Genomic DNA, 25027 nt, shown 5'->3' on the forward strand with positions numbered 1-25027 from the left:
ATTAAATAATATGTTCCAACGATTGTTCAACACCATCATTTGATAGTCCCACATAATTTTGCTTCCACTGAGGGTCGATTTTGTAGATTCCAGAGCGAACTTTCTGACTGACAAATTCCTCTGCCCCTTTAAGTCCGTTGCCATATCCAAATGAGGAAAGATGATAGCTGCCTGTACCTGGAAAACGGTAAATGTAAAAAATATCTTTCTCATTTATTTCAGGCACATTCCTTTTTCCAGTCTTCTGAAAAAGTTTTTCTATCGCCTGATCCTGCCCACTTTGTATATGTGGGTACCCCTGAACCTCATCGAACAAAGTACGGCTCCAGGCTCCCATTCCATGAGCCATCGTTTTGGAAACCCTAATCGATCCTTTGTTCCAGTACCACAGACGATCTGGTTTGTAGTAACTACAATTCTTCATTTGTTCAATTGAGTAGGAAATTCTCCAAGGCAGGGAAATATCATCATCATCCCAAGGGAAGATCACATCTCCAGTACAAAGACCGCAACATGCATTCCGTTTTTCACCGATTGATTGAAATCGTTGTTTGATGTTGAAAACATGAATCTCCGGGTGGTCAAACTCTTCATATAAAATATCTGAATGATCATTAAGAATGATAAGCTCTTTCTCACCTTGATAATCCTGTCTCAAGAACGATTCAATAGCTTCATTGAGCAATTCAGGACGCCCGTAAGTAATGCATTGGCAAGAAGCTTTGGGTAATACAGGCCAGTGAGAAAAATCGTATGCGCGTGGCTTGGGGGCTGTATGATCAAGAGTGAAATCTCTCGATGTTATCGTGACTCCGCTTGAATTCTCGCATTTTGAGAAAGGACGAGACATGCTCACACATTTCGGTACCTTATCATGAGAGTTCTTTTGCCATCCTCTCTCAATAAAAACTGCAAGGGTATCTTTCTCTCCAGGACGATTTGCATCATGCAGCATCCATAGTGGTGTTTTTGTTGCGACAATTTCACAAGAATTTAAACGAGAAAACTTCTTATAATGCTTGCCAAGGGTGCCTTCGGGAGAATCAATAAAACCGAAATCAAATATTTTATTTTCTAATTCAGGGATATGTAATTCTGGTTGATTGTCAAACTTGAGTATCTGTACCTGTGGTTGATCTTCAAAAATTTTGCAGTAATGCTGATACCACTTCTCCTGATACTCCAAGGATATAACTTCACAACCCGCCTGAAGAAAAGCCCAAGTAGAGGCACCAGGTCCAAACTCTAAGACCCGTCGAATCTTGTGCTGCTTCACAAAATTAACAAGAAAGTCGTATTCAATGCTACTGATTGAAAAGCCATTGAACGCTGCATTTTCCTTGAACAAAGACGTCGTTTGATCTGTATCGAAAAGCGGAAGATTAAGTTTAGGATTTATTCCAAGCAGATATCGAACTAATTTGCGATACAAAGGTGATATCTTACTTCCACCAAAATGTGCGATGTAAGGATTAAAAGTGTGTCCTTCCCAATAAAACCCTTTTTGACATTGAAAAAGTTGTTTTTCAATGTCAAGGACTAAATTACCTGCATCCCAGATTCCAATCGATGTATCTGACTTCGGTAGTGAGATATTTTGAGAGGCAAAGGCAATTGACATACAAAGCTCATCCCTTACCTTGTGAGATTTACCAGTTTTTTGTTTGTAAAAAAATGAAATTTCTTTGAAACCACGTTGGAAGTCTGCAAACCATTGAGCAGCAGATTTTCCACGCCGCCACATCACAAAACCACCGTTGAGCGTGTGAAGAGGAGCATCTACTGCTGCTCCTAATTGATTCGAAATTTCACGAGAGGTCAACTCATTAATTGCTCCCCATTTTTCGTGATTTTGCAAAACCCGCGCACCAGGTGTATGAATCGGATATTCGTCGCTTAACTTGAACATCTCACTGGGGTCTCGGATAACCAATGAATCCGCATCAACAAACGCACAAGATTCGAACTCCTCGGAGAATTCATAAGCATACTTCTTAAATTCAAAGCAACGATAGGTATGAGTTGTATTTACTGTTTTAGTTCCTTCAAGGCTCACTATCTTTGAGAATACATTCTGATAGGACACTGGATCAGCATCTGCATACATCAAAATTGTGGAATAGCCGAACCTCTTTGCAGACAATGCGAATGCAACGGCTTTTTGCAAATATCCTTCACCTATTGCGAGAGTAATAAAACCAGCTGACATAAAGATCTCCTTCAGGTTTTTCGAATGAACCAGTTCCCAGGTTGCTCATCTGGCCATGTGCAATAAAATTGTTCTTGTAAAAAATGTCTACCGATAAACTCATGGACGGCTGGAACGACTCCAAAGACCAAGCCTTTTGGATTTTTTCGAAGAATATAATCGTGACCAGAAAGTACTCCACCGCGTCGAACTTTAGGCCACCATAGCTCCAGATCTTGGCAGACACCTTCGTAGGTATGATCTGCATCAATATAGATGAAATCAAAGTGACCATCCGAAAAGTGTGGTGCGATTTCTGCAGACAATCCTCGATAAATTTCTAAGCAAGAATGTTGTTCTCCCAAACGACACACTTTTTGGTAACAACGCTCGATTTGTTCCTGATTAAACAACGCATCATTGTGCCCTAACACTCCGTCATCTTTCCACAGATCAATAGCAACCATTTGCTCAGGGTTGGATTTCAAAAGGGAATGTAAATGGTCCCCATCCCGAACGCCAATTTCTGCCAGGATTGTCAGCTTCTCTGATTTCAACCACAATGGAATTTCACGGCGCCAACGAATATCGGTTAATTTAGTAACTCGGTCCGTACTTGGTTGGTTTTGTGCTGTCAAAGAAATATCTCCATATATTGCTCTTGTGTTTCAGGGGATAGTCAGGCAAGAAACGCCATTGAGTAAATGTGCCAGTCCAAATCCGACCTTTGTTAGAACAACGGGTTACGAATCCACTGACTCCCATTGTGCGAAGACTTGTGCCCACGAATCCATAGCAGGCTGCAATCCCCACGCGTTTTGAATTTTTTTAAGTGCGGCGAATCTCATCCGGCTGCGCTCTTCGTTTTCAAACGCACAACGAGATGCCTTGTAAACAAATTCTCGTTCGTCTTTACAAAGCCAACCCGTTACACCATCTTCCACTTCCAGTTTCCAACCACCTCGATTGTCAACAATCAGAATTGATCCAGAAGCCATTGCTTCAAATCCAACGCGGGGAAGATTTTCGAATGTATCGGTCGACATGATGATTGCTTCACATTGTGCATAAAAGGCACGCTGGCTTATCGATCCAGGTGGAAGAGTATTGATATACGATTCTGGACATCGACCGAATTTCTTTTCAACCTTTGGTCCCCAGCCAAGAATTAAACCTTCTTTAGCTACAGGAGCTGTCATTGATTCGTAGATCCAAAGTTGTCTTGAATTGAACTTATCCCCATCATCACGAGAGATTCTTCCAAAACGAAATTTGTCCTGCAATCGGTTATCGATATATGGAAAATCTTCAGCGTGAAAATAGGGTACAAAGTAAAGCGGACGGTAAGTCCCAAGGCTTTTTAGTTTCGGACTAACTTTTTCAAAAGAATGTTGTGTCTGGTAGAGATGAAAATCGATAAGGCCTTTAGACTGGGCTTCAACTTCTTTATCGAAATTCCAGGACATACAATTAACAAAAGTAGTCGTAAGTGCATAGCGCTTGATCAACTCTACGTGCTTGAGAAACTGACCATTGCAGAACGAGATACAGTGCATTCCATCGAGTGAGGGCCAGTCGTTAGCTTGATGATAAACACACCCCCTTTTTCCCATCTCCATTGCCTTTAGATTGTCATCAAGTGATCCAGTCGGGCAAATATGTACTTCAATTCCCATTGCCTGCCAACAATATATTTGGTGATCAAGTTCAGTATCAGCCCCACCAAGCCGACTGGGATGCCCAATTATACAAAGTTCATCAATCATTAAATCATTCTTCTAACCAAGAGTTTTTTAGAACAGAAAGAGAATATAATCGAGAAAGCAATAACTTTTAAGCTGGTATCTTTTTGAAATTATCCTTAGACCATACTATAGAATTAGTCTGTCCAATTACCCCACTCCCGTACAATCTAATAGGCTAAGTTCGCAGAGGAGAACACTCAGCTTAATTCCGTTTCACTCTAGTCAATGTAGTTTAGAGCAATATAACATCACTCACTGTTTTACTTAGGATTTCCTCAGCGGATAAACGATCATTTCAACGACTCACTTTCAGTAAGAATTCATTTTTAATTACTAGCAAAATGTACATAAAGACTTTGACAGAAAAAGTGCATTTTGTTCACTCAAATGCTTCTGGAATAGCTGAATTGAGCTAATCCACGAATCGCTAACGCACATATAAACAAGTATACATTCGCACCTGCCCGCTTTACTGATTTTCTTTCATTTCTTTAAATATTTCTTTATTCAAACTACCAAGTCTACGCATTGCCCAAAACATACAAAACAACATGATAATTTGTAATAGAAAACCAGTGAAATAACTCATTTTATACTTCCGATTAGTATTGATTAGTAGACGACAGACCAATAACATCAAGTTTTTGTGAATAGAAAACATAATATTACTGTGTACATGTACTGAGTGAACTTGCGGGAAATACTTTAACTTCTCTCAAACTAAATTACATACGTTCACTTCGACGGATTGAAATCATATGAACGAGAATCCTGCTGACCTCAATTGGCCATCTGCCATTTCTGATCAAGTTTGTGTTTGGATCAACGGTGCTGACAAAACTCTTTCAGAGTTTAATGGTGAATACCAGCTAAATTTACACGAACGTAGCTTGAAAAGCTGTGTCTGGGAGTCATCTTTCATTCCCAAGAAACAACTAGATAGGGCCATTTTCGTAGCTAACATAACAAAGAATGGAACGTTTGAACTTTGGTTCAAACTAGAAGGAGATCTACAAGGTCCTGAATGGACTGCATACAGCATTTGTGATTTATCAAATTCAATTTTGCTAAAATTGAACACAAATTTGCCTGCCGATAATGCAATTGCAAATGGTTGGCCAGAATATATTCGAGCCTCATTTTCCGATTCAGATTCAACCCAAAAATCATTTTATATTGCACCAGAGTTGAGCATTGGAGCCATGGTCATGCTCTCCAGCTTAGCCAACTCTGGCTCTTCGGGAAGCCCTTCTAGTTCATCGTCCCCCAGTTCTTCGGCACCGAGTTCTTCAGCACCGAGTTCGTCGGCACCGAGTTCGTCGGCACCGAGTTCTTCAGCACCGAGTTCTTCAGCACCGAGTTCGTCAGCACCGAGTTCGTCAGCACCGAGTTCGTCAGCACCGAGTTCGTCAGCACCGAGTTCGTCGGCACCGAGTTCTTCAGCACCGAGTTCTTCGGCACCGAGTTCGTCGGCACCGAGTTCGTCGGCACCGAGTTCTTCAGCACCGAGTTCTTCAGCACCGAGTTCTTCGGCACCGAGTTCGTCGGCACCGAGTTCTTCAGCACCGAGTTCTTCGGCACCGAGTTCTTCGGCACCGAGTTCTTCGGCACCGAGTTCTTCGGCACCGAGTTCGTCAGCACCGAGTTCGTCAGCACCGAGTTCGTCAGCACCGAGTTCTTCAGCACCGAGTTCTTCAGCACCGAGTTCTTCGGCACCGAGTTCTTCGGCACCGAGTTCTTCGGCACCGAGTTCTTCAGCACCGAGTTCTTCGGCACCGAGTTCGTCAGCACCGAGTTCGTCGTCATCTTCTTCATCAGCCGCACCGTCGACCAGCGTTTCTTCATCTAGTTCTTCTTCATCCAGTTCTTCAATTTATAATCCATCTTCAACTAGTACATCAACATCATCATCCACCTCGTCTTCATCTTCGTCTAGTTCTTCGTCTAGTTCTTCGTCTAGTTCTTCGTCTAGTTCTTCGTCTAGTTCTTCGTCATCTCAGCAGTGCCCTGTCGTTTCGGGGGTGTCTGGAGAAGGGGAGACAGAATTAGTCAGAGATTATGGACCGCTTAAAACTACTAATTTCAAATGCAGTGCAACATCTTCAAAAGGTGCTGCATTAAAAGCTGCTTTAAGTAGTGGCAAAAAGGAGGACCTTGAGTGGATAATCAATGACAAGCAGCCGCCCATAAAAGGTACCCTCGTTGTTTCTGGCATTATGCCTGATTCAACAACTACGACTACAGTACAAACATATCAAATCAGGTGTATAAAAACTGAAGAAGAACTATGGAGTGGTACGATTCGATTCTATTATCTTAAAGGACCTGTTACAAGCGGAGGTACTGGAGGTACTGGTCCTGGAGGGCAACCAACAGCTGGTGGTGGAACAGGAGGATCAGGAGGTCCACCACCGACAATCCCTGCTGCACCAACACCAGGTATCCTTCCTCCCGATCCCGATAATAAATGCCCAAAATAAGGATTTTCAATATGAGTAGGTTTTTATTCACACCTCAAGTGGATGGATCCACTGGAGGTTCTTTCTCTCCTCCAGGAGATGGTCAAAATATCTTTCAACCACGATTTTCCTATCAGTCTACACTTGCAATTGATGGGGTTGGTGGCCTTGGTTTTATACCGAATTTTGATGCTAGTATTATCCCTTTCGAACCCGAAAATGGTTCGTCCAGTTCGTCCAGTTCGTCTTCGTCCAGCGAAATAAATATAGATAACGTTCTTGTTATTTTAGGGGATGGAGGAGCCTACGAGTTCAATGACAAAGATTCAAATGGGAATTATACGTCATCAAATGGTACAAGCTTTACTCTGCGCAAAAACCTTTCAGGATGGACTCTTTCAGATCTTGTCCAAAACAAAGAGTGGACTTTCAATGAGGATGGCTGTCTCGTTGAAATAAATCAGTCTGGTTCTGCCTGGCAGATAAATCGAAAACAAGTTGGCGTTTTATCTGTACCAGACACCATAGTCGGCCCTTACGGTCTATGTTTTACTTTTGAGTACAATGAAGACCCTCAGCCACACATTGTTACGATTATAGATTCGAGTAATCGTAAAACGAAATTATCCTATGAGGAAAGTAAACTTAAAACTTTTACTCCAGCTGGAGGAGGAACATATACAATATCTTATGAGGAAGATAGTAGTAATATCACTGCAATTGAAAAGCCTAGCGGGAATATTACTTCTTACGCATATGATGAAGACTCACGAGTTATCTCTCTAACGTATCCGATCGGGACCAGATTCACCTTTACTTACCCAGCTTCGAATAAACAGGTTGTAATTGACCCAAATCATCGTAGAACTACTGTTACCTATGATGACATCGGCAACATTACCAGTACTGAAAAAAATGGGCAGTTATGGTCATATCCTTATGATAATGGATATCCAGCTGGAATGGTTTCTCCCTCAGGAATCAGAACTTCTTTTAGCTCGCATACTGGCAGCCAAGGAGAGAAATATTTATCTGGGCTTGAAACTGGTACTCAGAACGTCGCAAGCTATAAGTATTACTCAAACAATAGACTTCGTGGTTGGGTCAACTGGAATGGTGCGAGAACGACGCTGACTCATGATTCATCTGGGAATATCAATAGTATCCAAAGTCCCAACGGATCAAGAATAACGTGTGCATATGACTCAAACGGTCTCCAAACTAGTACTGTTAACCCGTTGGGCTATACGAGAACAAACGTATATGATAGCGATGGCAATCCTATTTCAACAATCTCACCATCAAGAAAACGCACTAGTTTCTCGTACAACCAATATAACCAGGTTGCGACTAAGACTTCCCCCATGGGTTTGGTTTCATCTTTTTCGAGAAATGAAAATAATCTACTGATATCTGAAACCAACCCGACAGGCGAACGAACGACTTACTCTTATAATCAAAATGGGAATCCAATCCGTTCAATCAATCCGTTGGGATTAATTACGACTTCTGTCTATGATGTAAACCAAAGAGTAATCGCCACGATTTCTCCGATGGGGACACGAGTGACAATTGCATACGATAGCGTCAGCAAGCCAATTCGAACGGAATCCCCCTCTGGTTTATTAGCCACAACAGTGTATGACAATCTGTGGCGTCCTATCGCCAAGATTAGTCCAATGCAGTATCGGACAACTACTTTATATGACATCAATGCCAGGCCTATCGCCACGATTGATCCCCTCAATCGAATTACAACAAATCTCCTGGACAATGATGGGCGCGTAATTGCCAAAGTCGATGCGTCAGGCTTTCGCACGACATTTGCCTATGATGCCGATGGAAATCAAATTTCTGTTACAAATCCAGACTTACAAAGTAACCTATCTATTTATAGCTCAAGCAATAACTTACTGGCATCAGTAGATGCTTTAGGAAACAGAACTTCATTTTCTTACGATGCTCTGGGACGTCAAATCAGAACAACGAATCCGCTCGGATATGTCACCACAAATGTCTACAATAGCGATGATTTGGTAATCGCTACGATCGACCCTTTGAATTACCGAACCACTACAGTCTATGACGATGACAATCGGGCAATTGCAATAATTAACCCGTTAGGTGATCGGACAACAACAGTTTTTGATAATGCTTCAAGGCCAATTGCAACTATTGATCCCCTTGGTAACAGGACGACGACTTCTTATGATGCCGCAGGCCGTGCCATTGCCGAAACCAATCCTCTTAATGAGTCAGTAACAACAGTCTATAACGCAAATGGAAAAGTCGTCGCAACGGTCGATCCCCTCGGTAACACCACTTCTTTTTCATATGATTTAGATGGTAATAGAATTACCACAATTAACCCGTTAGGTGAGATCACTACTTCTGTCTATAACGATGACGGAAATGAGATAGCAACAATCAATCCACTTGGTTACAGAAGTACTCATGTGTATGATGATGCTGGTCAAAAAATTGCAGAAGTTAGTGCCAATGGGGACCGCACGACGACGATTTATAATTTGCGCGGTCTGATAAGCGCTACTATAGACCCCTTGGGGTACCGAACCAGCACGACCTACGATGCCATTGGTCAGAAGATCAGCACCATCAATGCCGATGGTGAGATTACGACGACCGTCTACGATGCCGCTGGTCAACAGATTGCCACAATCAACGCCCTGGGCTATCGATCGACCAGTGTCTACGATGCTGCCGGCCAGGCCATTCGTACGATTGACGCGTTAAACCAGATCACGACAACCGCCTACGATGCTGCCGGCCGCGCCATTGCCATAACCGATCCGTTGAACGAGATCACGACCACGACCTACGATGCCGCCGGCCAGGCCATCGCCAGCATCAATCCGCTGAATGAAATCGCCACCACTGTCTACGACAGTGCCGGTCGCACCGTTGTCGCCATCGATGCCCTGGGAGCACGCACTACTACCGTCTATGATCTGGCGGGGCGCTCTGTTGCCAGCATCAATCCACTCGGTGAGATCACCACCACCGTATATGATGCCGCCGGGCATACCATTGCTTCCATCAACCCGGAAGACGAGCGCACGACCACCGTCTATGATAGCGCTGGCCAGGAAGTTGCATCCATTGACGGACTGGGAGAACGCAGCACCACCGTTTATGATCCTGCCGGGCGTTCCATTGCCAGCATCAATCCACTGCTCGACCGTACCACCACGAGTTATGATGCCGCCGGCCGCGCTGTTGCCAGCATCAATCCGCTGAATGAAATCTCCACTACCGTCTACGACAGCGCCGGTCGCACCATTGCCAGCGTCAATCCACTACTGGAACGCACAACGACCGTCTATGATGCGGTGGGGCAGGAAATCACTGAGATAGACCCCTTGGGGTACCGAACCAGCACGACCTACGATGCCATTGGTCAGAAGATCAGCACCATCAATGCCGACGGTGAGATTACGACGACCGTCTACGATGCAGTGGGGCAGGAAACCGCTGAGATCAACGCCCTGGGCTATCGATCGACCAGTGTCTACGATGCTGCCGGCCAGGCCATTCGTACGATTGACGCGTTAAACCAGATCACGACAACCGCCTACGATGCTGCCGGCCGCGCCATTGCCATAACCGATCCGTTGAACGAGATCACGACCACGACCTACGATGCCGCCGGCCAGGCCATCGCCAGCATCAATCCGCTGAATGAAATCGCCACCACTGTCTACGACAGTGCCGGTCGCACCGTTGTCGCCATCGATGCCCTGGGAGCACGCACTACTACCGTCTATGATCTGGCGGGGCGCTCTGTTGCCAGCATCAATCCACTCGGTGAGATCACCACCACCGTATATGATGCCGCCGGGCATACCATTGCGGAGGTAAATGCGAATGGTTTTCGTACAACGAGTATTCTTGATCAGGCTGGTCAAGTCAGTGCCTTACAGGATGCGCGAAATAATCGAATTTCGTTCCTTTATGACGCAATGGGACGTGAAATTGTCAAAATCAATCCCCTCCAGGATCGTAAAACCACCATTTATGATTCAGCAGGTCGCATAAACGTGCGAATTGATGCTGAAGGAATTCGGACTTCGTATGTTTATGATGCCGTTGGTCGTAAAACTCAACGTCATTATCCTGATGGCGCGAGAACGACATGGACCTATGATGCCATCGGCAATCCACTTGTGATCAACAGCAGCGAAGGTGCCTTTACTCGTACCTACGATTCTTTAAATCAAGTACGCAGTTTGACCTGGCCTGCTGGAAAAAGGGTTACCTGGACTTACGATGCCATTGGCCAACGATCAATTCGTGAGACCTTTGTTGGAAGAACAACTTATACTTATGATGTACGTAGTAAACTCACTACTCTCATAAATGAGCACAATGAAAGGACGACTTTCTCTTACGATTCTGCAGGCCGAGAAATTCAAAAACAGCTGGCTAATGGAACTCGCACCAGTATGGTCTATGATGCAGCCGGTCGAGAAACTCATATTACGCACTTTACTTCAGGCAATGTTCCCTTCTCTTCCTTTGCGGATACCTATGGCGCTTCTGGAAATCGGACCCAGCGAATAAATTTAGATGGCGACATTACCACTTGGACATACGATTCAACTTCACAGGTGCTTTCCGAACGTTATACCGATTCTATTGACACCACTATTACTACCTTTGTTTATGATGCTGTTGGTAACCGTCTCGTGAAGGAAGATAACATAGGTATTACAACAAGCACATACGACGCTGCTAATCGGCTACAAAACAGTGAGGAATCATCTGGGATTTCAACCTATATTTATGATAAAGATGGTAACCAACGTTCTATTGAAGACTCAGTTGGTGATATTACTACTTACTCCTGGACGTATGAAAATCAGCTTGCAAATGTCGAAAGTCCAAATGGTGACATCGTAACTTATACCTATGCTCCAGTTAACAAGAAGAGTAACGAATACCGGTTGTCGAAAGAGACAGATTTGGAATACACGTCCTATATGTGGGATGACCAGAATATCATTCTGGAACTTGACGAAATAGGTACAATCGAAGCGGAATATACCGTCGTGCCACAGGCTTATGGTAATCTTATCAGCCAAGAACGCGACACCGAAAGTAGCTTCTATCACTTTGATCCACTAGGTAGCACCAGTGAAATAACGGATGACACAGAAACTGTCACCGACAGTTATCTCTATGATGTATTCGGAGAGGTGAAGAGCAGTACGGGTACGACCATTAACCCCTATCAATGGATTGGGAAAGAGGGATATTATCGGGATTCTGAAAGCGGATTGTACAGTCTCCGCAATCGTATCTATGGTGCCGATGAAGGACGATTCAAATCAGAAGACCCACTTGGTTTTGCCGCAGGTGATATTAACCTCTATCGCTATGCTGGCAACAATGCAGCCACTCTAACAGATCCGAGTGGTCTACACACAATCGTAACAAATCAGGACCCAAGATTCCCGCGAGGAGTCTGGCTTTTAATTGAAGGTCCGAATTGTGGTAAAGGTACGAAACGTATACGAATCGGGACGCTTTTAGAATCAGATCCTACTAAATTTAAACCGGATCGGAGAGGGGCTAATGAAAAATTCTGGAATTGCGAAGTTTCTCTGGATACTGCTACGGCTATTGCACAAGGTGAATTTACCGATTCCAGTTTTGGGCAACACGCGTGGACTAAGTCAGATGATTTTATCCGAGATAGCTACCTCTCCATCTTGCTCCCCAGAGAATGCAATTCGAATGATGAGTGTAGTGATAATTCATCGAACGATGAACCAGCAGAAGAAGATACAGAAGGTCTTTGTTACTGGATCAATAAAGTCTGTCCAATCCTCTGTAACTTAAGTGACTTAAGTGACAATTGCCTGGGCGCCGCAGGAGTGATTCCCAATATCATTTGTGAGGCATCCAAGCTTGGATTAGGATCCCTTAGAGAATTCTATAATCTGTTTGAAGCAGCTCTTGGGTGCGTTTACGAGAAAATAAAAGCAAATATTGAAGACTTAATCAGCGGTATTTTAGGCAGGCTTTCTGGTCTTGATATCAATGTTGGAGATCTCCTCAGCGGAAACTGGTCAGCCATTGCTAGTGCAATTGGTCTCTCACTACAAAATCTTGCCCGATTGGCCTGGCAAGTTGCCGGGACTGTATTTGACAAATCAACTGGCATCATTCAATGGATTGTCGATATGGCAATTACCATTGTGCAAACAACCATTGACTGTATTTTTGGAGGGAGTTCATCTGATAGTGGCGGCTTTCTCAGTTGTATACTTGGTAAGCTTGGGCTAACAGGAGAGAAGATAAAAGAAGTCGTTCAGGGAGCCATAGATGCATTTAATGAATTCTTAAAAGATCCCTTGGGAACTCTGTTAAAAAATATTCTCGGTGTTATTCAAGACTTTGTTCTCAATTTAATCTCAGGAATCATTGGCAAATTATGTAACCTGGGCGAACTCATCAAGGATGGGTGTAGCATTGTCAAGGGGATCTTTGAAGGATTCCTGCAAGCACTTCGCTGCTTTAACAATGGCAATTGTAGCATCAGCCAAATATGCAATATTCTTTACAGATTAATTACAGCGGCAATCGAAGCTCTCATTGCCGCAATTGTAGCTGGAGCACTTGGCAAAAATGTACTTTGCAGTATCAAAAAAGCAATTTGCAACTTTAAGTGCATGATCGAAAATGCCATCAAGAAAGCGCTTAAATGGGTCATGGAAAAACTGAAAAGCCTGTTTCCTCAAGGACCACCCGATGAATGTAAATCAGGCAATTGCGCATTACCAGTAGCTTGTGACACCGAAGATACGGGTGGTCAAGGTGGTGGAAATACCAGCGGGGGTAATTGTGAAACCAAATGTCGGAAGTGTAATGCAGGAAATTGCTTTGGTGCCGGCACGCTGGTGCATACACCACAGGGGACACAAGCGATCGAAACGCTTTGCATTGGTCAGCGTGTGAAAACTTACCTGCCGGATGAACGGACAGGTGAAGTACCCTATGAACCAACCAGCCTGGAATGGGCCGCGCATCGGGTGATCACGCTCACACTACCCTGTCTGGATGACGAAACCATTCATCTGCAGCTGCTGCGTGATCCGGACTGGTTCCGTCTGCATCAGCCGGAAGTGGGCGAGACGCTCTGGCTGGATATGCCCGAAATGGGCGTGGAAGGGGAAGCGCTGGTCGAAGCCATCGACGACTGTCCGGAAATCGAAACCGGCTCTGGTCGTGTAATTACCGCGACCTTCGCGCACTCAACCGGCGAATGCCTGGAATTCGATATCGAAGGCGAATCTACGCCGCTCCGCGTCACCGGCGGGCATCCCCTCTGGCGCGAAACCGCGGCTGAAACGAACCTGGAAGAAGAATTAACCGCATGTTGTAATTCGTTGAATGCAGCAGTCAATAGCTCCTGCGGTTGTGAATCACCTTCCATCTACTCGCTGCCTGTCGAAACAGAAAAGAAACAGGCCTTCGCGTCTCTGGCTACCGCAGTCAGGGAGATCACGCTGGAACTCATGGCTCCCAAAGAACAAACCTGGGTTCCCGCAGACGAGTTCCAGCCCGGTGATAGTCTGAAGTCACTCAACGGCTTACGGCAATTTACCAACCGCAATCTGGAACGCACTCCCGAACGCGTTTATAATATCGAAGTCGATGGCGATCACGTTTATCGCGTCGGACAAAGTGGAATGCTCGTGCATAATGCGTCAGAAAAATGCCCAAGTTCTAATCAACATACACAATGTAGAAGTAAGACCGTCGACGTAAGTTGGTATCCTGAACCAATAACAGTTTCGACAGGAGGTACTGCAATAATAGTAAATGATTCTGCTCGAACAAACTTAGACACCCCACCCTGGTGGGGCAAATTTAGGGAAACGCCACCTTATAGCAGTTCACGTTGGCAGCAAGGACATGTTATTGCCTCCCGTTTTGGAGGTCAGACCGGATCATGTAATTTCACTCCACAATATTCCAGAGTAAATCTTAGTGGATATAAAACCTGCGAAAATCGAATTGGTGATGCCTTAGGATGTGGATGTATAAAACTGATTATCACAATAAACTATGGTTCAGACCCACTTGTTCCTGAAAGTTATACTATAAAAGCAAGAGGAATGAATGGAAATAAATTCAAGCTTGATGCTGTCGTTGATAACGACCCAAATAAACCTGTGCCATCAGCTTGTAAAAAGAAATAGAAAGGGGTTTTTATGAGTATCGACTACATCAATGAAATAACAAAGTTAGTTCCTCCCCCCAATCAACCTATACATTCTTTATCAAAACAAAATTATATAGATAAAATACCAGATGATTTTCAGCGTTTTTTATCAGTATATGGGAGTGGAGAATTTTGGTGTAAAGGGAAAGGTGCGATATTAACTCCATTAAATATTGCTGACCCTAGCTACACTAATAATTTAGATTTTTACAATGAAATAATTTCAGATTTTAAGGATGCTGAAGGGGATGAATATATCCCGTACGAAATTTACCCTCAAAAGGGAGGAATATTTCTTTGGGGTTTCTCGGATTCCAGGGTCTTCTATTTTTGGTTATCTAAAAAAGATGATCCCAATGATTGGGAAGTCCTCACTGTGTATGATTATGGAATATTTGCAGAGTTTCAGATGAGCACAACTAAATTTTTGTATTATTTATTTGCAGGAAAATTGGACTATTCTCAATTTGGCTGGTCAAGTTCTGATAACTATAAAATTGATTCGAAAGATGTTTATTTTAAACCACTCGAACATCAAAAATTTTAATGAGATAGATATGATGCGAACAATAAAAACTAATAGAAGAGAGATTGGCAAACACAGACAAGCTCAATTATGAAATCCACGGATCAATGCTGTCTATTGAGACCATGCTGAATTCGAGCCCCCCCTTAACTCATACATTGAGCATTGATCGTCAACTGAAGTATAGAATGAATATCTCCTCCCTCCTTGATCAGCACTACTGCTACGCACTTGATCGACAATTTCTATTGGCTGATCTGATTGAAGGTCTCGACTGGCATTATGATGTTTCCACCGGCGTGTTGTCGTTTGGCGACCGCTATCATTTCCAGGCGGAGATCCTGGGAACAGAAGCGGAAGCAGATGCCACCTGGCTCTGGTCCTGGGCGAATGAAATGAGTTTCTTTCATCCTGAACGAATCCAGACTGCCTTAAAGATGAAACAGTGGGGAGAAGAGGCGGATATTCCCGAGCTGACAGAACCATGCCTTTCACTGGAATCAATCGATGGCCATACCCTGGGGATGATCGCCGTCGGCGAACAACTGGGGCAGGCTTATTATCGAGGGCCTCATGCTGGGGGAGCCGTGTTGCTGCTCATCGTCGAACCGCAGATACCCTGGTCAGTCGAAAATAGTCTGCAACGGATTATCACAGTCTTTCCCCAGATCATCTCTGAAAGAGAAGTCGAAAATCATCAGGTCGCATTACGGCATTATCTGAACCATTATGGTTTTGAGCCGGAAGAGACCGGGAACACAATCATTGTCCGGCAGCAGGAGCAGGTAGTCCTCCGCGCATCATTTGATGAATTTCATCGACTACAGGAACTGAAAACTTCAATCCTCTGAATTATTCCTCCATTTTACAGAATATTAAAAATCTAATCTGTAGTCTAATTCAATCTGACTGGAATTGGGTGTGGAAGGTAACTCCCTGCAGCCCCCACTTGGGGCGTGAGTCCACAACTAAATCGTCTCTGAAAGAAGAATTATCCAACTAATGCAATTCGCTGAATGCAGCAGCCAGTGGTTCTTGCGGTTATGAATCCCCCCCCCCTCAATTCACCTAATTCTCTCAAAACAACTGCTGGGCAGGTGAAACAGTAGTTACATAAACTTAATCTCATATCACATACTAAACAGAAACAAAGTATAGGGAGGTAAAAGCGTGTAGTTTTTTCTTGAAGCAATCTGACCTCTTGTATATACTTCACTCGTTCAGACGTATTTAGTATCTCCCTAAAGTAATTCTTGACAACATCTTAAGTTTCATTAAAGACCAACACATTATTCCATCCAATCTGAACGGAGCCACTTGCACTAGCGTATATTCAAGTTGGCCTGTTTGGGTATTCAATATAGTTTAATTACTGAAGGTTGCCCCTCAACATGGAACGATCATTTGTTCAAAACTCTAATGTCGATCAAACCAATGACGTTTTGCAACACCTTGCTGGATTACTGCCAGTTGTTGATTTAACAAGTTGGGCTAACAGCAATCCCGGTCCTTTAGAGCATGGAATTGTTGATGATGACCGGATTCGATTTGCGGTTGATAAAATTCTGCGTACGCTTTATATGCCCGGGAAACATGTCCTGATTACGGGCAATAAAGGAGTCGGCAAGACCACGTTAATCCGCTCCCTTGCGCTGAACAATTCACAGGGCGAGAGTCCCTTCCTGAGTAACGAACGGTTTCTCTGGCTGGATTGTAATAATGTTGGCCCTGAAGACAGCCGTGCCTGTCTGGAATCAATTTTTGCAAGTATTTCCAAGATGCAGGGAATTGTACTCTGCCTGGATGGAATTGGATCGCTTTTAAGACGCAGCCAGGGCGGCTCTAATAAACCTCTCTTACGGTCCATGATCAGTCGACCAAATCTACGCGTGATCGGCGTGATGTCAAGCTGGGAGTTCAACGACCTCATCAGCAGTGATGCGCAGATGCTCGATTATTTCACCCGTGTCGAATTGGATGAACCATCTGAAGAAATTGCGAACACAATTACCGAACGACAAGCTGAGATACTTCAAAATACTTATCAGATCTCAATCGATGCAAGTGTAGCAGAACGCGCCGTCGCACTCACATCAACTTTTATACTCAATGAATGCCATCCTGCAAAATCGGTCAATTTACTTCAACAGATTTGTGCCAACATCGACTTCGATCGCACACAACGTAATCTGAATCGAGATGAAATCAACTTATCTGATATCGTTGCTGCCATATCAGAAAAGACAGGGATACCAGAAGAAACCATTTCCGGAGAATCTCAGACGACTGGATTTGAAGACCCTTTATTGGATGCAGTCGTGGGGCAGGACGAATCGGTTCGTCTGGTTGCTAACGAACTGAGTTTGATTAAATCCGGCTTAAATGAACCAGGCAAACCAGCGTCTGTCATGTTATTTGCTGGTATGACAGGCGTCGGAAAGACTGAACTGGCCAAACGCATTGCCGAACTCTATTCAACTTCTCGTCTTGTCCAGGTTTATGCAATGGGAAATTATACTGAGCCACACAGTGTTTCCGGCATTATGGGAGTACCACCAGGTTACGTCGGTCATGAAGAGGGGGGGCGTCTTGTAAACGAATTGAACTCGGATCCCTATTCGGTGTTTTTGCTGGACGAAGCCGAAAAATGCCACCCCAATATCTGGAAGCCTTTTTTGAATCTGTTTGATGAAGGATGGATAGTAGACCAACGCGGTCAAAAAGCGTATGCAGATCGGGCGATTTTCATTTTGACCACCAATGCAGGTGACAAACAAATATCTCAAATGTCTAAAAATGGAACACCTGCTGAGGAAATTGCAGAGCGAGTCAAACAGATTTTATCAAAAGTAAGACATGAGCGATCAAGCCAACCTGTTTTTCCGGCTCAATTTCTTTCCCGGATCAAGAGAATTATGGTTTTCAATTCTCTGGATGAAGAATCTATGATTGGAATTGCCGGACGTCGTCTCAATCATATGAGTAAACAGTGGAGTATTAAGCGCCAGAAAACGATTGAATGTCATCCTGATGTTGCCAGATTGATTGGAAAAAAAGGACACGATTTGAACGAAACTTCGAATGGACGCGAAGGAGGCCGCATTATAAGCCGTCTCGTTTCAGACATAGTGGAATCAAAGATTCAGGAGAAAGCCCAGAATGATCCTGACGATTACCAGAAGGCTTCGGTAATCAAAGTAAACTCACTTGATTATTTAACAGATGATATCGCTGATTCACTTTCGATTGAGTTTATTACCGCTGAAGAATCAACTGGAATCGAACTTAACCATGTCTAATAGATATTAACAAACCTGTAAAATATTCTTCCTGTGTTCAACTCATCAACAGATTGACCTCTCACTATAAATATTAATATTTAGGAAGTGCTCTCGAATGGATAATTCCAGAGTTCAAAATGTCAAGCACTGGGCTGTCGGCGTTACAACAGCACCACGCAAGAAAAGCACACTACTTCAAACCCTAGACAGTCTCAAAGCTGCGGGGTGGGATTTTCCTCGACTATTTACAGAACCAGGTGTAGAAATCCCTTCTGAATTTAACCGACTACCTGTGTCAAGAAGAGACGAAACTTTGGGAGCATTTCCCAACTGGTATTTAGCATTAACCGAACTAGTTTTACGTAATCCACGAGCAGAAGCATTTTTGCTATGCCAGGATGATGTCTTGTTCGCGACTGACTTACGGGATTACCTGGAGTTCACTTTATGGCCAGAGAAACAAATCGGAGTCATTTCAATCTATTGTCCCAGCCATTATCCCCAAGCGACAAAACCTGGCTTTATCCGAGAAGATCGAGGATGGGATAGTTGGGGGGCTCTCGCTTATATTTTTTCGAACCCCTCCGCTCGAGCTATATTATGTGATTCAATGGTACTCAATCATCGCGATTTTGGTCCTGCAGATGGTTTACATCATATCGATTCTGTTGTTGGATTTTGGTGTGAACGTAACAACCTTCCTTATTTTGTTCACTCGCCCAGCCTAGCGCAGCATATTGGTGAATCTTCAACGATTTATCCCAGAGCAACAGCTAGTGGAAATCGACAAGCTAAGGACTATCGAGAACAATGCGAATTTGAGTCTGGCTAAGAGAATCCAAGTAATTATTAGGCCACCATGTTCGAATTGCACCTCTATGGCAAACATTTTTTGAGTGATTTGCACACTTATTCTACTTCCCTGACTTAGTATCAATGAGGGTAATCGGAAGGATGTTTATTTTATGAGAATGGAAAGTGCGCACCTAGAGATACAGCTTACCACAAGCTCTGATAATATTCTTTCGTCGCATGTATCTTTAGAAAAAATAGAACTTACATTAGACGCCATCAAATATTGGTCTAACTATATTAATCCAAAAAGAATTTCTATCCATTATAATCAGTTTCTGTCCATTCAGAATCTAAAAGAAATAATCAGTTCTTTGATGCACCACTGGTATAGTAGTGAATTTCGATTGATTTTATCGTCGAATAGAATGCCAGACAGCTTTTTGCTACCTGAATTATTAGAAGAATCTGGCTGCATCCTTGAAATCCGTACTGATGGAAAATCACATTCAACATCCTCAACAAAGCACATTATTAAACGCTGGCAAAGGACTTATTATTTTAACGTAATCTACACAGAGGTCTCACAGTTTCAACAAAACTTACATTGCTTGTCGAAACATTCTAAGACAAAAACTTTGATTGACGACAACATGAAGGCAAAAGTGAGTTCTGAGATTCAACCCGATTTAATAATGCGAGATGGGAAGGTTTTATATTCATCTGATGCTATTGCCCGTGATTCCTTACAACCAGTCGAAAGACAAAAACGAAACTTGAATAGGAAAATAAGGAATTATATTCCACAGGAAATCAAGCCTCAACATTCTAAACATGTTAATGGATTTGACAGCAAGAAGATCATATTAGGCTTTTGTATTCCATCATTGTCAATGGGAGGAGTAACAAGAAGTTTGATCAATATGATGAATTCAAATTGCGACCATAACTTTTGCTGGTCAGGAGTTGCCATTGGAAGTGGATTTCTTTTTGACCCGTATACTGCCAAACAAATCTTAAAGCACTGTCCTATTTATTCATCTATTGATCATCCAGAATTCCGAGGTTTGGTTTCTGTTGTCGGAAACGCCTGTCAAATGGTCCTCGATCGGTCTGACGTTATTAATTTGTGGGGATATACCTCTCCTACTACAGAACTGGCAATCACAAATTGGAAGAAAAAGCCGATGCTTGTGACTGCTCATGGACAAAATGAATGGACACAAAAAAATATTGAAACTAGCCTAGGTTATGCCAACGAATCAATTTTAACTAGCGTATCGCAAAAAGGCGTCGAAGTCTTCCCGAGTCACTTACAGGATCATGTCAAAGTAATTTATAACGGAGTTGATTTTGAGCGCTGTAAGCCTACCGTTACCAGAAGTGAAATCCGGAGACGTTGGGGGGTTAGCCCAGAAACTATCACGTTAGGGTACGTTGGTAGGTTCGCTCCAGGAAAAAATATATTTGCAGCTGCTGAGGCCGTTTCCCTGTTAGGAGAGAGTTACCATGCTATTTATGTTGGGGAAGGGCTCGATAACGATAATGTTATCAGTCGCGTAAAGGATATTTGTGGTGAACGTTGTACTATAATATCTCGTACCGAAGATATCGGCTCTGTGTTTGAAGGTTTGGATTGTTTAATCTCAGCCTCTCCCTCTGAAGGAGGTCCGATTGTGGTATCAGAAGCTTGGGTTGCTGGATGTCCGGTCGTTTCAACAAGAGTTGGGTTTATTCCAGAACTTGAGTCAAAATATGGGCAATTAGTTTTTCATGTACCGGATAACCCAACTCCATGTCAGATTGCTCAAACTGTAATGGAAGCGACTAGAGCTAGTCCAATTGTTGAGAGGGCATGGAACATATCGCGAAAAGTGTTTGATGTAAAACATATGCTAAAAGAGTATGAGTCCCATATTGTTAAAAAACTCAAAGAGTACAAGAATCAAAAATTAAAGAGCAACAGCTTTCCGAATGTGAGTCATGTGCCTCTCGATAGCAAGCGAACGTCAATCGTAAAAAGCAAACAACTATCAGATCAGTTCCTAAGAAATTACAAGAATTCTTCTAAAGCGACTGAAGTCGATGGTTCTCGTGAAGATTACATTTGTAAGTCGTCGATAAAAGTTGGATTCATTCTTTATGATTTGGCGTTTGGTGGTATTTCACGCCAACTTCTGAATTTAATGGAAGCACCTATAATGCCTCATATGGAATGGGCTGGAATTGCTATTTCTACTTTCAAGAATTATGACCATGACGTTGGAAAAAGAATAAAACGTTTTTGTAATATCTATTCGATTGATGAGTTTAGCAATCCATTTCAAGAGGTGATCAATCATAGTGATGTAATTTATTTGACGGGATATACTCAGCCTCATGACTTATTTGATCTAACAGATTTCCAGGATAAAACAATCATCACGGTAGCTCATGGAAGCTGTATTAACAGTGAGAACCAGATACGGACTGCGCTTAAGTATGGTAAGAAACATGTTCACCTTGCTGTTTCTCAAGAAACGGTTAATGCATACCCAGAAGAATTACATGACACTGTGCATGTAATCTATAATGGAGTAAATATTTCACGATGTGCACCGACTATTGATCGGGCGAAGATAAGACAAGCATGGGGGATTTCAGAAACTGTAACTGCGATTGGTTACATGGGACGAATGGCGAACGACAAAAATGTTCTTGCAACTGCTCAAGCCGTAAAGCAGTTGGGTGAAGGTTATCATGCTGTTTACATTGGGAATGGTTACGCTGAAGTTAGTCTACGGTCAGAGATTCACAAACTCTGTGGACCACGTTGTACAATTCTCGATAAAACAGAAGATATTGGATCAATGTTAGCTGCATTAGATAGGCTAATCATAGCATCCCCTGCAGAGGGAGGCCCAATGGTAGCAGCTGAAGCATGGCTTGCTGGATGCCCTGTTATCTCAACCCCAGTTGGAATGATTCCCGAATTGGAAAAAAAACATGGTACTTTAACACATCGTATAAATCTGAATCCTACACCAGACGAACTAGCTAATGCGGTGAAGAGGTCGGGTTTCAAATCAGCAGAAGTACAACGAGCTAAATCTGTTGCTTGGAGAACCTTCAGCCCTTCGAAGATGCTGTTGGAGTTTGAAAATGCCGTCCATTTCGAATTAGCAAAGACACGAGTTGGCTTTTGTATTAGCACTTGCTCAATGGGTGGGGTTTCGCGTGCAATAATTACTTTATTAAATCAAAGTAGTAACAAAATTAGATGGTCAGGTATCGCCATACAGGGGCCAGGGACTTTTGATCCTGAAACAGCCAGGGAAGTGTTAAATCATTGTCCAATTTATTGCAGTGTAGATGATCCCAGATTTCAAGGGCTTGTAACTATCGTTCCCAATGCCCATCAAGCTGTTGTAAATCGATCTGATGTTGTCAATCTTTGGGGCTCAATTGCCACAAATCCGGAACTGGATCAAACTGACTGGAATAGAGTAGTCGTTATTTCATCCGCGCATGGGGAATGTGAATGGACCCGAAAAAACATTGATGTAAGTTTAAAATATGGGAAACAACATTTACTTCATGCAGTATCTGAAGGGGGGAAAAACTGTTTTCCAGAATGGATGAGAAACAGTGTAAACGTAATCTACAATGGTCTCGACTTCAATCGGTGTATTGCAAAACGTGATCGATCACAACTGAGGAGCGAATGGGGAATTAAAGATGGTGTAAAAATTGTTGGATATATCGGAAGATTTGAAAATGGTAAAAATCCTCTAGCGGTTGTAAATGCGGTACGGGAAATGGGTGATGACTATCACGCTTTGCTCGTTGGAGAGGGAGTCCATGAACAGCAGGTCATTGAGCAGGCAAAACAGATCTGTGGTAATAAAGTTACAATCATCCCTCGAACAGAAGACATTGGTTCGATCTTAGGTGTCTTGGATTGCCTTGTTGTTGTTTCTCCTAAAGAGGGAGGACCTCAAGTTACTATGGAAGCATTTGGGGCAAAATGTCCCGTGGTATCAACCCGTGTCGGTTTTCTTCAGGATTTCGAACCCGAATATGGTAAACTTGCCATCGAAGTTCCTTTCGAACCTAGTCTTGACCAACTAGCTCAAGCAATAAAGCAGGCGGATCGGAATCATCAAAGAGTTGAAATGGCATATCAGGTCGCAGTTCAGAAATTTGATCCTTCAGAATATATTAGCAGCTTTGAATCAATGATTTTAAATGGAACTATTATAACGGTTTAACATTATTTGACTTTGCCCCCTTATCAGGATCCAGAAATTGATATACTAATCAAAATTATGATACAATACGAAGCTTTGATATGCTCATCAATCACAATTTAAAATCGATTTTCTTGCATTGTCCTAAGTGTGCGGGAATCAGTGTAAGTAATTGGCTGAAAGATGAATTCAATTTTCAATACTTTAATGATCCTGAAGAAAGAATTCCTGATAAGCCTTTTGTAGAAAGACATCGATTTGATATTCCTGAAGAATTCAAAGACTATCAAGCATTTACGACAACTAGAGAACCTTTTATACGCTGGGAATCTTTTTATCTGTTCTCACATCTTTACATGGATGAAAAATTAGGTTTTGAAGAATTCACCAAAGAAAAACATATTAATCTACCGCTACAGAAAATCTATATTGATGCTGCTGATCTAGTTTTTAGTTCAGCGAACCTAGAAGAAGAGCTTCTTCAGCTTCCTTTTGTGACGGCAAAGAATTTTCCAATTCCTAGAATGAATGAATCTAAATCTTATGCAGGTTATAAGGCAGTAAAAGATAGTGTTGGCTGGAATGCAGAGCTAAGAGAAATAATCTATGAGCATTTCAAAGAAGACTTTGATTTATTGTATGTGAACTATAAATAAGGTCTGGCTAATTTACTTGTTGGAAGTCTGGGACAATCCAAAATCTGAAGTTTAGGAGATTGAGCTGCCTTAAAAACGTGTACCAGGTCTTATGAAGGTTGGGTTAGGTAATTTCGCTGTGCAGTTGTTTGAGACGCTTGGCTTCTTCGGCCTTCATCCCGCCATACTGAGTCTGCCAGCGATTGAAGGATTATTCGCAGATCTCCATTTGCTGGCAGACTTCACCGATTGTCTTTCCGGCATTCAGCATCGTCTCGGAATCACGGAGCTTACGGATAATCTGCTCCGGGGTATGTCGTTTTCTACGTCGTTTCGTCATGATTGTCTCCTTAATTTCTCTATTGAAAACTCTCACAATAAATAGCTCAAGTTAAGGGGAGCATGCCAATCCCTTTCCTGTAGTGAAAAGTGTTTCACCGAAGGCTCCCCTATTACGGTATCTACAGAATCCAATGTAATTCCAATCTCATTGAAATTCTGTCCGCGATTTGTCCGCGGTGATTCCATTCAATGAAAAAAGGACTCAGAGCTGAATTGCTCTAAGTCCTTTTATATCAAAGTGCCCAAGAGAGGACTCGAACCTCCACGGGGATTACCCCCACTAGCCCCTCAAGCTAGCGCGTCTGCCAATTCCGCCACTTGGGCATTTTTTGAGTCAGTTCTTCCATCCTGTACGGATGAATGAAGATCAGCTCAATCACGAGGATTTCCCAGTATAACAATCCGGGGAGGCCCTTCAAGGGATGACACTAGCAATCCACGGGGGAAAATACCGGGATTTTGTGAAATTGGACCTGCAATGAGTTTAAACTTCCCCTCCCGTAAAATCTGCATTTTTGTAAACTACGCCCCGCTTTTGACAGGCAATCAGGGCTATTCTGAGTTGAAGCGGCCTGGCTG

At 43.0% G+C, this 25027-nt stretch carries 13 protein-coding genes and 1 tRNA gene; 8 read left to right on the top strand and 6 right to left on the bottom strand.

What is annotated here, in order from left to right; all coding sequences use genetic code 11:
• Position 1 precedes the first annotated feature (1 nt).
• The 4 genes from Pan241w_RS01960 to Pan241w_RS01975 form a co-directional block, all read right to left on the bottom strand.
• A complete protein-coding gene (locus tag Pan241w_RS01960; RefSeq protein WP_145210157.1) occupies positions 2 to 2209 on the bottom strand; it encodes a glycosyltransferase family 2 protein in 2208 nt (735 codons plus the stop codon).
• Between the two features lie 11 nt (positions 2210 to 2220).
• Positions 2221 to 2826, bottom strand: coding sequence for a class I SAM-dependent methyltransferase (locus Pan241w_RS01965; RefSeq protein WP_198000276.1), 606 nt, complete (start codon positions 2824 to 2826; stop codon positions 2221 to 2223).
• Positions 2827 to 2931: 105 nt separating this feature from the next.
• Entirely contained in the window at positions 2932 to 3954 is a 1023-nt protein-coding gene (locus Pan241w_RS01970; RefSeq protein ID WP_145210162.1) for a glycosyltransferase, read from the bottom strand.
• A gap of 1230 nt (positions 3955 to 5184) precedes the next feature.
• On the bottom strand, positions 5185 to 5778 hold the full coding sequence (locus tag Pan241w_RS01975) for a pentapeptide repeat-containing protein (RefSeq protein WP_145210165.1): 594 nt from the start codon (positions 5776 to 5778) through the stop codon (positions 5185 to 5187).
• Between the two features lie 176 nt (positions 5779 to 5954).
• Between Pan241w_RS01975 and Pan241w_RS01980 the strand changes: the two genes are divergently transcribed.
• The 8 genes from Pan241w_RS01980 (at position 5955) to Pan241w_RS02015 (ending at position 24127) form a co-directional block, all read left to right on the top strand.
• A complete protein-coding gene (locus Pan241w_RS01980) occupies positions 5955 to 6413 on the top strand; it encodes a hypothetical protein (RefSeq protein WP_145210168.1) in 459 nt (152 codons plus the stop codon).
• Positions 6414 to 6424: 11 nt separating this feature from the next.
• Positions 6425 to 14620 (top strand): RHS repeat-associated core domain-containing protein, encoded by an 8196-nt coding sequence (locus tag Pan241w_RS01985; RefSeq protein WP_198000277.1) that lies wholly within the window; start codon positions 6425 to 6427, stop codon positions 14618 to 14620.
• Positions 14621 to 14632: 12 nt separating this feature from the next.
• The gene (locus tag Pan241w_RS01990; protein WP_145210174.1) at positions 14633 to 15190 is read left to right on the top strand and encodes a hypothetical protein; all 558 of its coding nucleotides are present in this window, start codon (positions 14633 to 14635) and stop codon (positions 15188 to 15190) included.
• Between the two features lie 167 nt (positions 15191 to 15357).
• On the top strand, positions 15358 to 16020 hold the full coding sequence (locus Pan241w_RS01995; RefSeq protein ID WP_145210177.1) for a DUF6882 domain-containing protein: 663 nt from the start codon (positions 15358 to 15360) through the stop codon (positions 16018 to 16020).
• Positions 16021 to 16560: 540 nt separating this feature from the next.
• Positions 16561 to 18468 (top strand): AAA family ATPase, encoded by a 1908-nt coding sequence (locus Pan241w_RS02000; protein WP_145210179.1) that lies wholly within the window; start codon positions 16561 to 16563, stop codon positions 18466 to 18468.
• A 97-nt stretch (positions 18469 to 18565) separates the two neighbouring features.
• Positions 18566 to 19282 carry a hypothetical protein gene (locus Pan241w_RS02005; protein WP_145210182.1) on the top strand — a complete coding sequence of 239 codons (717 nt, stop codon included), beginning with the start codon at positions 18566 to 18568 and terminating at the stop codon, positions 19280 to 19282.
• A gap of 133 nt (positions 19283 to 19415) precedes the next feature.
• Entirely contained in the window at positions 19416 to 23492 is a 4077-nt protein-coding gene (locus tag Pan241w_RS02010; protein WP_145210185.1) for a glycosyltransferase family 4 protein, read from the top strand.
• 80 nt (positions 23493 to 23572) lie between these two features.
• Positions 23573 to 24127, top strand: coding sequence for a hypothetical protein (locus tag Pan241w_RS02015; RefSeq protein ID WP_145210188.1), 555 nt, complete (start codon positions 23573 to 23575; stop codon positions 24125 to 24127).
• Positions 24128 to 24317: 190 nt separating this feature from the next.
• Here Pan241w_RS02015 and Pan241w_RS29600 read toward each other — a convergent pair whose 3' ends face one another.
• Positions 24318 to 24446 (bottom strand): transposase, encoded by a 129-nt coding sequence (locus tag Pan241w_RS29600; protein WP_232107328.1) that lies wholly within the window; start codon positions 24444 to 24446, stop codon positions 24318 to 24320.
• A gap of 241 nt (positions 24447 to 24687) precedes the next feature.
• A tRNA-Leu gene (locus Pan241w_RS02020) sits at positions 24688 to 24772 on the bottom strand.
• Positions 24773 to 25027: the final 255 nt, after the last annotated feature.

Origin of the sequence: Gimesia alba (assembly GCF_007744675.1) — a bacterium.
In the GTDB taxonomy this organism is placed as follows: domain Bacteria; phylum Planctomycetota; class Planctomycetia; order Planctomycetales; family Planctomycetaceae; genus Gimesia; species Gimesia alba.

Coding starts and splice junctions, on each gene's coding strand:
- Pan241w_RS01960 (WP_145210157.1), bottom strand. CDS start 2,209: ATGTCAGCTGGTTTTATTACTCTCGCAATAGGTGAAGGATATTTGCAA.
- Pan241w_RS01970 (WP_145210162.1), bottom strand. CDS start 3,954: ATGATTGATGAACTTTGTATAATTGGGCATCCCAGTCGGCTTGGTGGG.
- Pan241w_RS01975 (WP_145210165.1), bottom strand. CDS start 5,778: ATGAAGAAACGCTGGTCGACGGTGCGGCTGATGAAGAAGATGACGACG.
- Pan241w_RS01985 (WP_198000277.1), top strand. CDS start 6,425: ATGAGTAGGTTTTTATTCACACCTCAAGTGGATGGATCCACTGGAGGT.
- Pan241w_RS01990 (WP_145210174.1), top strand. CDS start 14,633: ATGAGTATCGACTACATCAATGAAATAACAAAGTTAGTTCCTCCCCCC.
- Pan241w_RS01995 (WP_145210177.1), top strand. CDS start 15,358: ATGAATATCTCCTCCCTCCTTGATCAGCACTACTGCTACGCACTTGAT.
- Pan241w_RS02000 (WP_145210179.1), top strand. CDS start 16,561: ATGGAACGATCATTTGTTCAAAACTCTAATGTCGATCAAACCAATGAC.
- Pan241w_RS02005 (WP_145210182.1), top strand. CDS start 18,566: ATGGATAATTCCAGAGTTCAAAATGTCAAGCACTGGGCTGTCGGCGTT.
- Pan241w_RS02010 (WP_145210185.1), top strand. CDS start 19,416: ATGAGAATGGAAAGTGCGCACCTAGAGATACAGCTTACCACAAGCTCT.
- Pan241w_RS02015 (WP_145210188.1), top strand. CDS start 23,573: ATGCTCATCAATCACAATTTAAAATCGATTTTCTTGCATTGTCCTAAG.
- Pan241w_RS29600 (WP_232107328.1), bottom strand. CDS start 24,446: ATGACGAAACGACGTAGAAAACGACATACCCCGGAGCAGATTATCCGT.